The sequence below is a fragment of the Flavobacterium sp. GT3P67 genome (assembly GCF_004349155.1).
Taxonomy (GTDB): domain Bacteria; phylum Bacteroidota; class Bacteroidia; order Flavobacteriales; family Flavobacteriaceae; genus Flavobacterium; species Flavobacterium ranwuense.
This window is the reverse complement of record NZ_SMLF01000006.1, coordinates 229,196-243,342: the sequence shown is the minus strand read 5'-3', so window position 1 is coordinate 243,342 and position 14,147 is coordinate 229,196. Positions and strand designations below refer to the sequence as shown.

Here is a 14,147-nt window from a genome sequence, read left to right as displayed (position 1 = left end):
CTCTATAGCAGAACTTGCTTGTGCTTCCTGTAAATTGATTGTATCTATAAATAATGTTGGATTGGGTAAATTTGTAATTGCGCCTTTTAATTCTGATAAAGCTCTACTGGCAGCAATTGTTTTTTTTAGAATTAGTGTGTTTTCTATTTCCGCTTGTGGTGGTAATAAAGGTAAATTATTATATGGAATTGTGGGGTCGTATTTAATTTTATCACTCATTTTAATTAATTTAGAGAAGGGAAATTATTATTTGAATTTTATATTAAAGTGTAAATATAGTATAAATTCGCCCTCGTTGTGTTGTTGAGGACAAAATTTGCCCTCGTTTGTTTTTATTCTTATTTTTATCTTTCATTTGTGTTTTACTACACATTGTATAGTAAAACACAAATGAAAGACAAAACCCAACGAGAGTAAATTTATTAAAATTTCACCCACGTTTTACTATTAAGGGTAAATATTGCCCTCGTTTTTTTTATGGTATAACTTTGTCGAAAAAGCACTAATTTTATCAAAGTTATATTTTAATAGTATAAAGGTGTATAATAAACTTGATTAGTTAATTATAAAAATATCGGTTTATCGTTTGTTTTTCAGTCCCTTATAATATTTGTTTGTAGCAAATACAGTAAATTTTTGTTGCAAAAAAACTGGCATAAATTAAAAGCAAATGACAATTTTAAATTTACAAATAGTTTAGATTACTTAGATAATCGCCGTTATTACTAAATATCTTAAATTCTGAAAAAAATTTAGACAAATTTTTCGATTAAAAATAGTAAATTTTAATGAATAGGATTTTTTTCATTTCTTTGACATAGAATATCTGATCTGCCTGCGGCAGGACATTCGGATTTTCCGAGTCTAATAGAAAATGATTTCTCTAACGAAATCTCTGAAGCGTATATACCTAAGTTATTTAAATATGGCAGTAATAACTTACCTCTAATATCTTCTCCATTCATTAACATATTTTCAATCATCTGTGTATGTTTTGGATTATAATTAGAAATAACATTCCATCCTATATTTTTATACTAACTACTCACATGGTATATCCATACAACAACACTATTTTAAGTTACAACTTATAACTAATCGAGAACAAGAATACACGAGGCAACACAAAAGTAGTTCGCTCGCTAATCAAATAGTCCGAGAAAGAATAATCGTTTTTAACTTTATTGTCGAATAGATTATTGACCGACAGTTCGAAACCAAAAGGACTATTTTTCTTTTGGTACCGCAACGAAGTATTGGCAATATCATAAAAATTACTTTGATTTTTATTGTTCGTATTTTTCAAATTCTCATATTCGAATTTATACGTCCAAAACTTTAAAAAAGTCACATCAGCATCAGCCGTTAAAGCATCCGTTTGAAAATTCGATTTTGTCAAACCAGAAAACTGACTGAATCCTTTGGTGTATCCAATACTGAAACCCGGCCATTTTTTATGTGCTGTTTTTAACAAGACTCCAATTTTTTGATTGTTCCTGTCATTCGAAGTTGTGGTATTATTCAATGTTTGAAAATAATTAAACCAACCCATACTCGAATTGATTCGCAAACTAAAACGGTATATTTTCTTGGTTACAGAACCATTCACATTATAATTCGTCTCTGGATTATCACTTAAAATAGGCGTATTGAACTGATTAATACCATCTAATTGAATTTCGTTCCGAATCGTTTTTACTTTCTTAGAAAAACTAGCCATAGCATTCCAAGTAATTCCGCGGTACATATTCATTTTTGAATAACGCAAGTTTGCCGAATGGTACCGCTCGTTTTGCAACAACGCATTTCCTCTGTAAACCAAATTATAATTTTGCAAGGTAAATTGACCCGCCAGTTGGCTTACTTGCGGAAAACCATTTTCTAATTTATAGGTAAAATTTAATGTTTCGGATTTATTAAATTCATAATCACTGTTCCATTGTGGTTGGAAAAGTGTTTTAGACAGTGCCTGTTCACCCAATTTTTGCTGCGTAATTAAATGATACCAATGCAGATACAATCCGGGTTTATTAGTCCATTTTCCTATTCTGAATTTGTATTCGAGGCCAATGTACGCATCGTTCAATTGGTATTTGACATTATTTCCAAAACCCGCAGAAGCAAAATCATTGACTGTTCCATTGGTCAGTATTTGTTTTTCTGAAGTTTCAAAACGGGAAGCGCCATAATTATTCCCCACATTTGTATACAAATGATTAAAATTATCCAATATCCAATAATGCTTGAACAACGCATCCACGCTATTGTTTTTTACTTTCTTTATTTGTCCAATGGTGTAGGAATCATCATCCTGCAACGGAATCAATCCTGCCAAAAAAGGCTGATCCGTAAACCACTGTGTTTGTGGCGTGCTCTTTTCATAGGCCTGATTGACCACAAATGTGGTTGTGTGATTCAAATTATAATTTTTGTGCCACTCTATATATTGCTTTATCGCTGTATTATCTGCTTTGTTAATGGTTTCGAAAATACTGGAATTAAGATTGGTAATCGAATTAATTGTACTTGAAATATCATTGCTAGTAGACTGATATTGTCCGTTATAATACCATTTTTCTTTAGTGCTGGGCGAATAATCAAGTTTTACATTCCCTATTCCCAACACCGAGCTGTTGTCGCCATTTTGTATTTTATTCTCGAAGGCAATAAAACTGTTTTGTAGGTATTCATTTGTGCTTTCCGTTTGCGAAGCGGTCAATACTTTCGAAAAAATAGAAAAACCGGAAACAGAAAGTTTTGAAGAAGCGTCATGACTAAAATTTAAAGCGCCAAATTGCGATTTGTTCATGACTACATCTGTATTGTCATTGGCAAACGAATACAAATTAGTCAGCGATTTCCTGCCCGAAAGAAAAGTACTCATTCCGCCGCCAAAACGCATTAAATCGTCAAATGTGAAGGTTCTTTTTCCAATGTTGTTCAGGTCACCAATAAAACTCACGTTAGATTTTGGACTGTAATAAAACAAAGCCGCATGAGCCAGATAAAAACCATTGTCTTCGTTCCCTGCTTCGGCACCCGCTTCTACATCACCAAAAACAAACTTTTTCTTGTCTGCTTTTAGTTTTACATTCATCGCCAAATCCTCACTGTCCGAAACCTGTTTCATAAAACCTACTTCGTTGAAATTGTCAATGACTTCAATTTTGTCCAGCGCATCGGCGGGAATGTTTTCCACGGCAAGTTTAGACCCCCCACCAAAGAATGATTTTCCTTCCACCAACATTTTGGTTACTTTTTTTCCTTGGACCGTTACTCCACCGTTTTTATCGACCTCGACTCCGGGGAGTTTTTCGAGGATTTCTTTCATTTTGCGTTCGTTGCCGTTGGCAAAACTTTTTACATCAAATATCAGGGTGTCTTTCTTGACAACAATAGGCTTGAACTCGTGTTTAATGACAATTTCCTTGAGCTGTTCGCCGGTAGGTTTGAGTTTGAAATCATAGGTTGCAAGAGCTGAATTGGGCTCAAAAAAAAGTATTTCCTCCACAAAACCAATATAGGAAACCGTGATTTCATATTTCACTTCTTTATCGAGTTCTAAACGATAACGTCCTTTATTATCAGCAATAGCAAATTTAAGATTTGCTTTTTCTTGCAAAGGTTTGGCAATGACATTAGCTGACTCCAGCGGTTTATTGATATGGTCAGAAACCACACCAGTTAATGTGTGGGTTTGGGAGAAAGAAAGTGTTGAAAGAAATAATAATACTAAAAATCTAAGCATTAATTAGTTAATTGAAATTGTTACGATAAAGTACACAAGACTAAATGATTTCTGCGAACTATTTTGTCTGAATTATTTGTTTTTATTTAGTAACCCTCTAGTTTCATTGTATATCTTAACACCCATATCTAAGTATTTTTCTTCTGAAATATGAATCCCATTTGAAGGCTTCTCAATTTTATATTTTTCTTTATAATTCTGAATTATTTTAGATGCGTAAAAAAATGTGCGTCCATCTAATGATCCTTCAAGGACTAATCCTGGAAGACCATCTAATCCATTTGGACCAAAAGAAGTTGGTATTTCACTTGTAAACCATACTACAGGATGAAGAATCTTCCGAATATTTCTTCCATTATCATTTTTTTCCAGTATTGTAGTTGCTTTAAAGCATTTAAATCCAGCAATATATTTAACTGTATTTGTAATTTCCCATTTATATTGTTCAAAAGGAAGCTCAACATTAAATTTTTGTCCTTGAAATTCTACTTGATACATTTTTTCTTTAGCTATAATATTTTTATAATGTGTCAAATTTCCTCCATTCACTATTGAAGCAATTTTATAGTCCATATTCTTCTCTGCTACTATTTTATCCACTAATTTAAATATACTACTGTTTTTATCAAATAGTAGTTCAAATTCTAACATAGATTGATTCTGTTCAATTTTCTCTAAAATTTTTTTTCGCTTGTTTAGAACACTATCATTTCCTGTTTTTTTTTCAAAATCATTTGAAGAGACATAATAGGACCCCAGCTTATACATAACGTAAGTTGTTTGGTTATCTATGTTATGTTTATTTGTAATAGAGCTAAACAGTATTAATGAAGATAATAGTATGTAGAAGTTATAAATTTTCATAATATTTTTAATTGATTTTAATTTTACAGAATAAAAACTTCCAAAAAAAGTTAATTTAGTGGAAGTCCTCATCACTTTAAAAGTTATATTTTTTTTCTTAATGTAGTAAAAAAAAGACAATATTAATTAATATTATTCAGCTTGTTCACATTGATAAAGAGCATTGAGATAAATTTAATTCCACGTCCAAGAATCGAAGCAATTACCTGTATCCAAATGATACTCACTTTCAGCTACCTCCACTTCTATACCCGCAACATCAGAACATCCAGACATCCTTATATCCTCAGCAACAATATTTGTTGCTAAAACTTCCATAACCTCATTTTTCTCTTTTATAACCTCTTTTACTTCAACAGTGTTTGCCATTGCAACGCCACTAAACGCCACCACTGCCAGAGCGGTAAATAATAATTTTTTCATAGTTAATAATGGTTTAAATTTATAAATAGTTTTTTGGTTAACCATTATAAATGTAATAGATAAAGTTATTACGAAAAAACTTAACCAGAAGTTTTAACAAAGTAGGCAGTTTTACTGTACAGTATGTTAAAGTTCTGTAAAAACAAAAAAATTGATGCTTCGGCCTTAATCTTTTTTTTTGGAAAATCAGTTAGTAATTATCTATCTTGTATACTATTTACTTAGAACTAAATGATTTATTTCTGTTTCTGTCAATTCTACTATTCAACTCTTTTTCTGAAATAGTTTTGTAATCCTTCACAGCATCAATTATTGGCAGTTTTTCGGAGATTTCTTTCATTTTGCGTTCGTTACTGTTAGTAAAACTTTTACATCAAATATAAGGGTATCTTTTTAGATAACAATTGATTTGAACTCGTGTTTGATTACAATTTATTTGAGTTCTTAGCCAGTAGGTTTGAGTTTGAAATCATAGGTTGCAAAGGTTGAATTTGGCTCCAAGAAAAGAATTTCCTCCACAAAACGAATGTAGGAAACCGTGATTTCATATTTCACCCCTTTATCGAGTTCTAAACGGTAGCGACCTTTATTATCCTCAATAGCAAATTTCAGGTTTGCCTTTTCCTGCAAAGGTTTAGCAATGATATTGGCTGATTCCAGCGGTTTATTGATAGCATCAGAAATCACTCCGGTTATCGTGTGGGTTTGGGAAAAAGAAAGAGCTGAAATTAGAAAAAACAGAAGAATTCGAAACATACTGGTTTATGGAGAGGATAAATTTTGGATTTGGTGACTATAAAGTAAAAGACAATGGTTCACATCCCCAGTTGCGCCTTAACCTTTTTATCGTATTCTTCTTTTGTTACAGTTTTACCCTTTGGAAAATCAATTTCTAATTCCTTATCAAACAATTCTATTTTAATCACAAAATATGTAGTTTTATTTTCTGTAAGTTCAAGAATTAACCCAGGTAATCCATAAAAATTCTTCGGTCCATAAGAATAAGGTAAACTTGGTGCAAACCAAGCTAAAATTTCTTTAACTTTATGTTCCCCTTTTCTATCTACAAAAGGAGAATTTTGAATTGCTTTGTAACATAAATATCCTGCTATCTGTTTAGATTCCTTGCTTATTTCCCAAGTATTTTTACCGTATTCATTCCCTACTAATGTGCCGTCGCTTTTTTTATTAATTTCCCTCTCCTCGATATAATTAATATAAACATCTGAATCAGGAGTAAAAGCAGCTCTTGCGATATTTAACATTTTAATCTGGCTAACTGTAGTGTTTTCTAAACTTTCAATATTTTTAAAACTAGATATATATCTATTATAAACTAATTCAAATTTCAGATTATTAGCATCACTTACCATTTGATTTAAAAAATCGACTTTTGATTTAGGTACGTTACTCATATCTAAGTTAACGAGAACATTATATTCTATTTTTCCAGATTGAGCATATGAAAAATTAAATAAAAAAATAAAAAATAAAAAAAAACGCATATTCTAAAGTTTAATACTCTCCTTAAGAAACAAATAACCCAAGGAGAGATGATTAATTATGGATGACAAACAGCTATTAGAGCATTTAAAAGATCTATATTGTCACCTCCATCATTATATTCATACATAAAAAACTCATACGTTCCTACTGCATCAAGTTCGCATTGAGATGGTTCTTCTTCAACAACAACTAATTCCACTTTGCTCTCGTTTTTTATGATAACTTCTTCTTTTACTTCAGCAGTATTTGCCATTGCAACTCCACTAAACGCAACCACTGCCAGAGCAGTAAATAATAATTTTTTCATTTTTAATACTGGTTTAAATTTATAAATAGTTTTTTGGTTAACCATTATAAATGTAATAGATTAAGTTAATACGAAAAAACTTAACCAGGAGTTTTAACAAAGTAGGTAGTTTTACTGTACAGTATGTTAAAATTCTGTAAAAACAAAAAGAAAAAAATCCTGACAAGTAAACCATCAGGATTTTTCTCATCAAGGCTATAACAATAATTTAAAACTTCAGTGTCAAACCAGCAAGAAAATTAATTTCTGCATGTGGATAATAATAGGGATATACATCATACATGTATCCATTAGAAACATAATTTTTTGTCTTAAAAATTATTCACTAAGCCCGTCAAAGTAATCGATTTAAAAATCGATTTTGGTTTAAGTTACTACGTAAAGTTTAAATCATCCACAAAATCACCCGCCAATTTTGCTGCCGCCAATTCGAGGTCATTCATATATTGGAATCAGGTGCTCACTTTAAATTGGAATTGGGTAGTCAATATTACCGGAATGTATATCTTAATAGCTGATTTTATTTTTTTGAATTTAATAATTCTATCCAATTTATTAAGTTTTACTATTTCACTGTCTCATCTCTGTTGTTTTAAAAATAAACAAATCTGCCTCAAACCGATTTGCATTGCATTCGTTTCAACTCGCGTAAGCTTCATCCTGACCTGAAAACTCAAAGACAAATACTAAGCGTCCTTTTTTGGGACTGTTATTGGCTCTTCAATCTGATTCTAAATGGAATTTATCTTTTTTTGCTTTGGTTATGTCCCAAATTCAGAAAAAAAATGGAGCAAAAAATAGTGTTAACCAAACTTTATTATAAACCATTTTCTTTTTTTAATTGCAAGCGATTAGATTACAAAGTCGCACTTAAAAGGAGGCATCCAGCTGTCAACGCCCCGCAATTCTCCTGACGTGAGGAAGAGGAATTGCGGGGCGGCGCGCATCAGCCCACCATCATGGGCTGCGACCTAAAGTTGGCAAGGTTAAGAAAGAAGCCTTTATACTCGGTCATGCCCTCACGGAACAGCTTCCATAGGAGTGATGCCCCCATATTGGCAAGGGTGGAATTAATAAATAGATCCTGTTTTTCCAATGCTTCTGCAAGGGAACAGCTTGGTTCATTGTTATCCGTTTGTGCTTCTAATAGTTCCTTAAACTCCTCCGTTATCAGTGGAAGATTGGATACTGTCCTGTACAGTTTAGAGGAGGGTTGTTTAATATCATTTATCGTGGACAGTAGTGCCTGTCCTGTATTTTGGGCATTGCCTATGTCGAGCCAATACAGCGATTTGTTACGTTCCCAATTGCTGTAGGCGCAGTTCTGCAAGGCATTTGCGATGTCAAAACGTGCCGATATGGTATCGACACAACTAATGTAAATGTTTGCTCTGCCACGGTTGGGCAAGGATTTCAGATTGACAGTAGAGAACTGTTCTGTACTGGCTTTCCAATTCGTGCCGAAAAAGCGATTGGTTCGGTTCATGAGTGCTACGGACTTGTATAAGCCAACCTCGGCATCTGCAAAAAGCTGTCGCCCCTGATTGGCTGTAGTTATTATATCATTGTCGTAGAGATTTACCTGTAGTCCTGTATGTCCTAATGCTATCAGACTGTGGTTCATCCGTGCGAGTTCTGTGAGCATTCGGCTTCCTGTACCTCCTGCACCGATGAGGGTTACGGTTATGGGATTGGTTGGGTTTATCAGGTAATTGTCGGTGTAATGTATGGCTTTTAGGGTGTTCATGATAGTAGTTTTTTAATTGTCAGACCATTTTTTATCAGGGATTTTATAGGGAACTGTTTTCTGCTTCCCATAAGACTTTGCCAAAGTTGAATGATATTTCCTTTCACAGGACTTTTGTCTCCGATGAGATGGCTAAAATAGCTGTTGTAGAAATACTGTTGCCACAGGGCAATAAATTCTTCCAAGAGGCAATCTGCTTTAATATTAACCGATACTGTACCCATGCAAACCCTGCCATCTTGATAGAGATTAAAAAAGGGAGCACAGGATAGGGAGGTTCGTTCGTTGATGTCGGCATCGGAATCCATTGCAAAAATCCACAGTGTATTTTTAGAGGCTTTCCAAAGGAGGGGAGGTAGGGATGCCCTGCCATTTGGAATGCCCAAACCTTCCACGAAAAACAAATCGACCTTTTGGGCAGGAGTATGCCATATCACATAGCCATTTTGGTCGGGATTCAAGTACAGTATATTTTTGGGAAGCAAACCTGACGGTTTTAAAAAATTGCGTTTGAGTTCTTCTGAAGTATCGAGGGCATTGGCAAGATTGGTACTTTCATGCACGCTCAGCGGATGTGCATTTATGGGATAGCCGTTTTTGTCCATATCGTAGGCTTCCACATAAATGTTTTTATCGGATGTATCCTGCTGATAGACCACAAAGGCTTTTAAAGGATGGTATAATGTTCCGAAAGTGGCGGTGATGTCTTTCATGGGATTTGATTTAAAAGGGTACATAAGTCATTAAGTAAAGGAAAGAGTCTGTATTCAAAATCCAGTCCCTCAGTGGAGGGATTGTTCTGCGTGTCATATAACTGTATCAGTGTGGGCTGTTCCATTTCTGAACATTCGTTGAATTCGTCATTGACCATTCTGGCGATGTTTTCATAAAGCGTTCCCTCGTTCTCGGCTACAAAGGAAACGTACTGATGTGCTCTGATGATGCTATCTTCCTCTTGCAGTTCGGCATTGGATGTTGAACGAAAAACGGTGTATTTGGGATACTCCTGCAATAGTGCGTACGTTTTTTTGGCTATGCTGAGGCATTCCCTGTCAAAAGAACTCTTTTGTTTGTGGCAGTCAATGCGCTGTCTGAATTGGTTTAGCTGATGCGGATTGTATATTTTACGGTGCATTATATTCCCATAATAAGATGCCTTGTTAATTTCTGAATTAGTACTGTTCTTTTCGTCTGTTTCGTCTTCTTCCCAACCCTCCATCAGCCAGTCCTCCATACATTCGTAGTAATAGGCAAGTGCGCTGTAGTTGTCCCTGTAATAAGGAATCCCTGCTATATGGTACAGATAGGCAAAGACAGACAACAATAATTCTGCATTCTGTTTTTGTTTTCTGTCTTGCAACAGCCTGTACAGAGGCAAGACCGGTATATAGTACAAGGTCATGTCTGTATTGTAGGTATGGTGTGTTGCCAGTTTTACTGTTTTATCATTAGAGAGGATTACCAGTTCAATGTTCTGTGCTGATGCGCTTAATTCTTTTTGTACATAATGGTGCGCCAACAAGATATTGTAGGGATACGGTTTGTCTGTTACATTGCTTATCTTAAACCCATACAATCTTGTGAGGATGGAAAGGGATTCAAAAAATTCCTTTTGGGTGCTTGCCTTGTCGGGGAGTTCCTTGTCCCTTTCAAACAGGGGCAGGAACTGCTGTCTTAAAAAACCATAGGTAGCAGTTCGAGGGGAACTGATTTTGGTTGGTTTGTTTTTACTTCCTGTGCATCGGACAGGCGGTTCAGGTCGCTTGCAAATTTGCCTAACTGCTGATAGAGTTTCCATTGCTTCTTGTTTTTGGGCAGACTGATACTGCCTGTTATGGTTTTCGTTTTCATGGTTTATCCTTTAGTGCCGATTTGGGTAACAAATTTGTACTGGATGGCATCGTCATTTATTACAGGACCCTCTATGGTGGCTGTGGTCAGGATAGGATAAGTCTGCGCATAAAAATTGAGTACCGCCTCAGGGCTGTATGTCATGGACGGGTCAGCGAGTTTGATATCCTGCTCTTTGTCTTTAAAGGAAAAAATCCTTTTTAAATGTGTGGCTATTAACATGGCTCTTGGATTTTGGGTTCATTGAATAGGTCAGGGGCAAACTGTTTGGAAAGTCCCATCCGACGGTTGCGAATGGTTTCTGCATGTTCGGGATAAAGTTCTGCCTGCGGGACTTTTATCCATGCTTCACGGTATTTGCCATCGGCTTCGAGTTCGTCCACTTTTTTCATGGCTTGCTCGTACTGTTTCTGTTTGTCGCTCTTGTCCCTGTCTGCTTTGGAGGAGTTGTCCTTTTCCATTTGGGAGTTGATTTTTGCCCGTTCTTTTTGTTTGAGGAACTGCTCCATATTGGCAAATAATTGAGCCGTTTCTTTTATGGGCAGTTCGATGGCTTGAAAAAATCCATCATCGAGTTCCTGCGGTGTTCCTTTGAGCAGGATGGTCGGTACTTTTTTGCGGGCATCATCGCCAATACAGTTGTTGTAGAACAGTACCGATACGATAAGCCTGTCAGCGGTTTCTTTTGCTATGTTTATTGTCCAGTCGCCTGCGACCTGCAAGGCTAGTATGGATTTAAAAAAATTAGTTTCCATTGTCTTACGTTTTAATTTATTTTCAAATTAATTATCAAATACACTATTATAAATAGTATAGCAGTATTCCTCAAAGCAGAGCCAGCACATAAAAGTGTAATGAGGACTTTTAAAACGGTTTGGTATTGGCTCGCCAAGTCCGTCTTCCAAATCATTTTTAATGTTTTCAAGGTCTTCAAGATGAGCAATATAAAATGCTTTACAGTCAGCATGATATATGAATTCACTTATCATACCGCTTATGCAACCGCTTTGTTGCATATCTTCCAAGAAAGATTTTAGCTGTTCTTTTTTTGTGCCGTTGTAACTTTCTATGCTGTTTAAAATTATGTTGTTAAATGCCGTACTTACCTCGTACGTACGGTAGGCTGTTTTTTCTAAGGCTTTCATAATAATGTATTTTGGCGTTAGTGATTTTTAGATTGGCATGTAGGATTAAAAGGGAATGTCAGAAGGTTCTTTTTCTTGTACGATGTTACTCGATGCACCGCTGTTGTTATTTCCCTGTACTTTTTTGGCAAAGACCAAAATTTTAAGACTGTTAATGTGAAAGGTCAGGCTTCCGAGTGCCCTGCCATCGCTACTGCTGTAAACATCCAGACCAATACGCCCAAATAATTGCACCATTGAGCCTTTTTTGAGCCACTCGGCAGTCTTTGAACTGAGCCAGTACGAACAGTCGATATACGTCACGATTTCCCTTAGCTCGGTACTGTTTTTAGGTTTGTAGCTGTCATTGATGGCGATGCTGAAATTGACCACCTGTTTGTCGTTGTTCACTTTGTGAATTGTGGCATCTGCTGTAATGCGTCCTGTGATTTCCATGATGTAAAAATTTTGTGATTACTACTGTTTTGATTTCTTCCCCAGTCCCCGTAAAAAATATTTTCAAAAGAAAAAACGGAAAAAAGAAAGCAAGAAATAAGGGGCTTATGGATGTGGAGAGCTATAAGTCCCGAAGGGTGGCCAGTGCAATGCAGCCATTATGCGCTTGCAGCATCCTAGAGACACTATCTTAGCTGCCTTTTAGTCCGTTTCGAGTGGAAATACCATCTTAGCCCAACCTTACTTTTCTTGTTTGCATATATTTAACAGTGCTGTGTAAACAAAATTGTTTACTTTTGTACTATGAAAACGATACTTGATACTATTAAGGGAATTCATCCCGGCTATGTACTGGAGCACGAGTTGAAAAAGCGCCTGTTGCGTAAGGGGCAGTTTGCGCTTTCAGTTGGTGAGTTCCCACAGACCTTGACGGCTATTACCAAGGGCAAGCGCAGGATGAATATAGCGCTGGCGCGTAAGATTGAGAAGGTACTGGCCATAGAGGAAGGTTATTTTATGGTTTTGCAGGTGTATTATGATATTGAGCAGGAGAAGAAGAAAGAAAATAAGCAACAAAAAAATGACCAAAAGCCTAATTTAGACCTGCTTCGAAAAGTCTTATTTTGGGATACGGACATCAAAAAAATAGACTGGCAGCAACAAAAAAAAGCGGTCATCAAAAGAATTTTTGAACGTGGCAATGAAAAAGAAAAAAAGGAGATTAGCCGTTTTTACGGCCCAGATACCGTAACTGCTATTCTAAATTCATAAATAAAAAAATCATAAATCAAACCATGCCATTATATTTCAATACCGTTACCCCACTTCTGAAAACCATTTTAGAGGATTTAATGCAGGCCAAGGAATTTGAATCTTTTAGACTCATAGGAGGCACGGCATTGAGCTTGTATTACGGGCACAGGATGTCTGTGGATATCGATCTGTTCAGTGATGCGGAATATGGAACTTTGGATTTCAACGCGATCGATGCATATCTGAGGGCGCATTATTTTTATGTGGACAGCATGGATATTGCTCCAATGGGCATAGGCAAATCGTATTATGTAGGAAGGAGTAGTGAGGAGAGTGTGAAACTGGATCTTTATTATACAGATGATTTTATAGACGAAGTACAAGAGTTCAATGGACTCAGACTGGCCAGTAAGGCAGAGATTGCAGCCATGAAACTTGATGTGGTGCAAAGGACAGGGAGAAAAAAAGATTTTTGGGATATCGACAGGTTAAAGGATGATTTTACAATCAATGAAATGTTTGTCCTGCATGAAAAAAGATACCCCTATACCCATGATAGGAAATTACTGAAAGAGAAATTCACGGACTTCACCCAGGCCGATGATGATTTTGAACCTTTATGCCTCAGAGGAAGACATTGGGAACTTATTAAACTCGATATGATTGAGTTTATTGGGCCACTGGAAGATTAATTTAATTATACAGTTGCCCTTACCAGGATAGTATAATAATTATCCGATTCCTCCTTCGTAAAAAAAAATCTATTAGTATAAGTTCCGTATTGGGAAGGTCAAATATATTTTTACCACCGAGACCAGAAAAAAATAGGTCAGTATCGTTAAAGAGTGTTATTGCTTAATTTGTTTTTTACCAGTAACAGCAGGGTAGCTTCATCTTGCAATCCATTGAAATATTTATCGAGGACTTTAGCAAATACAGGATCTGTATTTTCAACATTGGCAAATAATGTCATGCAGGAGAATAATTTCAGATCGTCAGGAGTTCCAAATATATCTGAAGCTATTTTTCCTTTTATATGCAATACCTCCGTAGAAATTTCAACCAGATGTTTGCCTAGAATGGGATGTTGTAAATAGGCAGTAGCCTCATTCAAATCTTTGATTCCATAGTACTGTGCCGTTTCAGTGGAACCCAATCCTTTCATTTGGGGGAAGATATACCACATCCAATGGGTGTTCTTTTTACCTTTTTTTATTTCAGAAAGCGCTTTTAGGTACACTTGGTTTTGTGCTTCTAAAAATCGGATTAATTGGTTGTTGTCCCTCATTTTTTTATGTATGTTGCCACTGAAAAATCGCAGGGCTAAATTAATTTATTTGTTTTTGTATTCAAAGAGTCAAAAAACTT

20 protein-coding genes are annotated in these 14,147 nt (G+C 35.6%); 2 read left to right on the top strand and 18 right to left on the bottom strand.

Annotation, left to right across the window (positions count from 1 at the left end; all coding sequences use genetic code 11):
* The 17 genes from E0H99_RS11650 to E0H99_RS11575 all read right to left on the bottom strand — a co-directional run.
* Positions 1–219: Fic/DOC family N-terminal domain-containing protein (locus E0H99_RS11650; protein ID WP_317128666.1), on the bottom strand; the 219-nt coding region annotated here is incomplete at its 3' end.
* 566 nt (positions 220–785) lie between these two features.
* The gene (locus E0H99_RS11645) at positions 786–983 is read right to left on the bottom strand and encodes a hypothetical protein (protein ID WP_131995577.1); all 198 of its coding nucleotides are present in this window, start codon (positions 981–983) and stop codon (positions 786–788) included.
* Positions 984–1,081: 98 nt separating this feature from the next.
* Complete coding sequence (locus tag E0H99_RS11640) at positions 1,082–3,748, bottom strand: TonB-dependent receptor (RefSeq protein ID WP_131995574.1); 2,667 nt, start codon at positions 3,746–3,748, stop codon at positions 1,082–1,084.
* Between the two features lie 72 nt (positions 3,749–3,820).
* On the bottom strand, positions 3,821–4,612 hold the full coding sequence (locus E0H99_RS11635) for a GLPGLI family protein (protein ID WP_165930294.1): 792 nt from the start codon (positions 4,610–4,612) through the stop codon (positions 3,821–3,823).
* Positions 4,613–4,786: 174 nt separating this feature from the next.
* Complete coding sequence (locus E0H99_RS11630) at positions 4,787–5,035, bottom strand: hypothetical protein (protein ID WP_131995569.1); 249 nt, start codon at positions 5,033–5,035, stop codon at positions 4,787–4,789.
* Positions 5,036–5,252: 217 nt separating this feature from the next.
* Positions 5,253–5,375 carry a hypothetical protein gene (locus E0H99_RS17565; protein ID WP_262711304.1) on the bottom strand — a complete coding sequence of 41 codons (123 nt, stop codon included), beginning with the start codon at positions 5,373–5,375 and terminating at the stop codon, positions 5,253–5,255.
* A 104-nt stretch (positions 5,376–5,479) separates the two neighbouring features.
* The gene (locus E0H99_RS11625) at positions 5,480–5,791 is read right to left on the bottom strand and encodes a carboxypeptidase-like regulatory domain-containing protein (RefSeq protein WP_131995567.1); all 312 of its coding nucleotides are present in this window, start codon (positions 5,789–5,791) and stop codon (positions 5,480–5,482) included.
* 59 nt (positions 5,792–5,850) lie between these two features.
* Positions 5,851–6,540 carry a GLPGLI family protein gene (locus tag E0H99_RS11620; protein WP_131995564.1) on the bottom strand — a complete coding sequence of 230 codons (690 nt, stop codon included), beginning with the start codon at positions 6,538–6,540 and terminating at the stop codon, positions 5,851–5,853.
* Positions 6,541–6,596: 56 nt separating this feature from the next.
* Complete coding sequence (locus E0H99_RS11615) at positions 6,597–6,848, bottom strand: hypothetical protein (RefSeq protein ID WP_131995561.1); 252 nt, start codon at positions 6,846–6,848, stop codon at positions 6,597–6,599.
* A gap of 946 nt (positions 6,849–7,794) precedes the next feature.
* On the bottom strand, positions 7,795–8,595 hold the full coding sequence (locus E0H99_RS11605) for a PRTRC system ThiF family protein (RefSeq protein WP_131995558.1): 801 nt from the start codon (positions 8,593–8,595) through the stop codon (positions 7,795–7,797).
* Positions 8,592–9,308 (bottom strand): PRTRC system protein B, encoded by a 717-nt coding sequence (locus E0H99_RS11600; RefSeq protein ID WP_131995555.1) that lies wholly within the window; start codon positions 9,306–9,308, stop codon positions 8,592–8,594. Before E0H99_RS11600 ends, E0H99_RS11605 begins: the two co-directional genes overlap by 4 nt.
* The gene (locus tag E0H99_RS11595) at positions 9,305–10,171 is read right to left on the bottom strand and encodes a hypothetical protein (RefSeq protein ID WP_131995552.1); all 867 of its coding nucleotides are present in this window, start codon (positions 10,169–10,171) and stop codon (positions 9,305–9,307) included. Before E0H99_RS11595 ends, E0H99_RS11600 begins: the two co-directional genes overlap by 4 nt.
* Before the next feature lie 98 nt (positions 10,172–10,269).
* The gene (locus E0H99_RS17240) at positions 10,270–10,446 is read right to left on the bottom strand and encodes a hypothetical protein (protein ID WP_165930293.1); all 177 of its coding nucleotides are present in this window, start codon (positions 10,444–10,446) and stop codon (positions 10,270–10,272) included.
* A gap of 3 nt (positions 10,447–10,449) precedes the next feature.
* Positions 10,450–10,668, bottom strand: coding sequence for a PRTRC system protein C (locus E0H99_RS11590; protein WP_131995549.1), 219 nt, complete (start codon positions 10,666–10,668; stop codon positions 10,450–10,452).
* Complete coding sequence (locus E0H99_RS11585) at positions 10,662–11,201, bottom strand: prtrc system protein e (RefSeq protein WP_131995546.1); 540 nt, start codon at positions 11,199–11,201, stop codon at positions 10,662–10,664. Before E0H99_RS11585 ends, E0H99_RS11590 begins: the two co-directional genes overlap by 7 nt.
* A 27-nt stretch (positions 11,202–11,228) precedes the next feature.
* Positions 11,229–11,591, bottom strand: coding sequence for a hypothetical protein (locus tag E0H99_RS11580; protein ID WP_131995543.1), 363 nt, complete (start codon positions 11,589–11,591; stop codon positions 11,229–11,231).
* A gap of 45 nt (positions 11,592–11,636) precedes the next feature.
* Positions 11,637–12,026, bottom strand: coding sequence for a single-stranded DNA-binding protein (locus E0H99_RS11575; protein WP_131995540.1), 390 nt, complete (start codon positions 12,024–12,026; stop codon positions 11,637–11,639).
* 303 nt (positions 12,027–12,329) lie between these two features.
* Between E0H99_RS11575 and E0H99_RS11570 the strand changes: the two genes are divergently transcribed.
* Complete coding sequence (locus tag E0H99_RS11570) at positions 12,330–12,797, top strand: transcriptional regulator (RefSeq protein WP_131995537.1); 468 nt, start codon at positions 12,330–12,332, stop codon at positions 12,795–12,797.
* Between the two features lie 23 nt (positions 12,798–12,820).
* Positions 12,821–13,471, top strand: coding sequence for a nucleotidyl transferase AbiEii/AbiGii toxin family protein (locus E0H99_RS11565; protein WP_131995534.1), 651 nt, complete (start codon positions 12,821–12,823; stop codon positions 13,469–13,471).
* A gap of 146 nt (positions 13,472–13,617) precedes the next feature.
* Here E0H99_RS11565 and E0H99_RS11555 read toward each other — a convergent pair whose 3' ends face one another.
* Positions 13,618–14,067: a DUF1810 domain-containing protein gene (locus E0H99_RS11555; RefSeq protein ID WP_131995531.1), complete on the bottom strand. Its 450-nt coding sequence runs from the start codon at positions 14,065–14,067 to the stop codon at positions 13,618–13,620.
* Positions 14,068–14,147 lie beyond the last annotated feature (80 nt).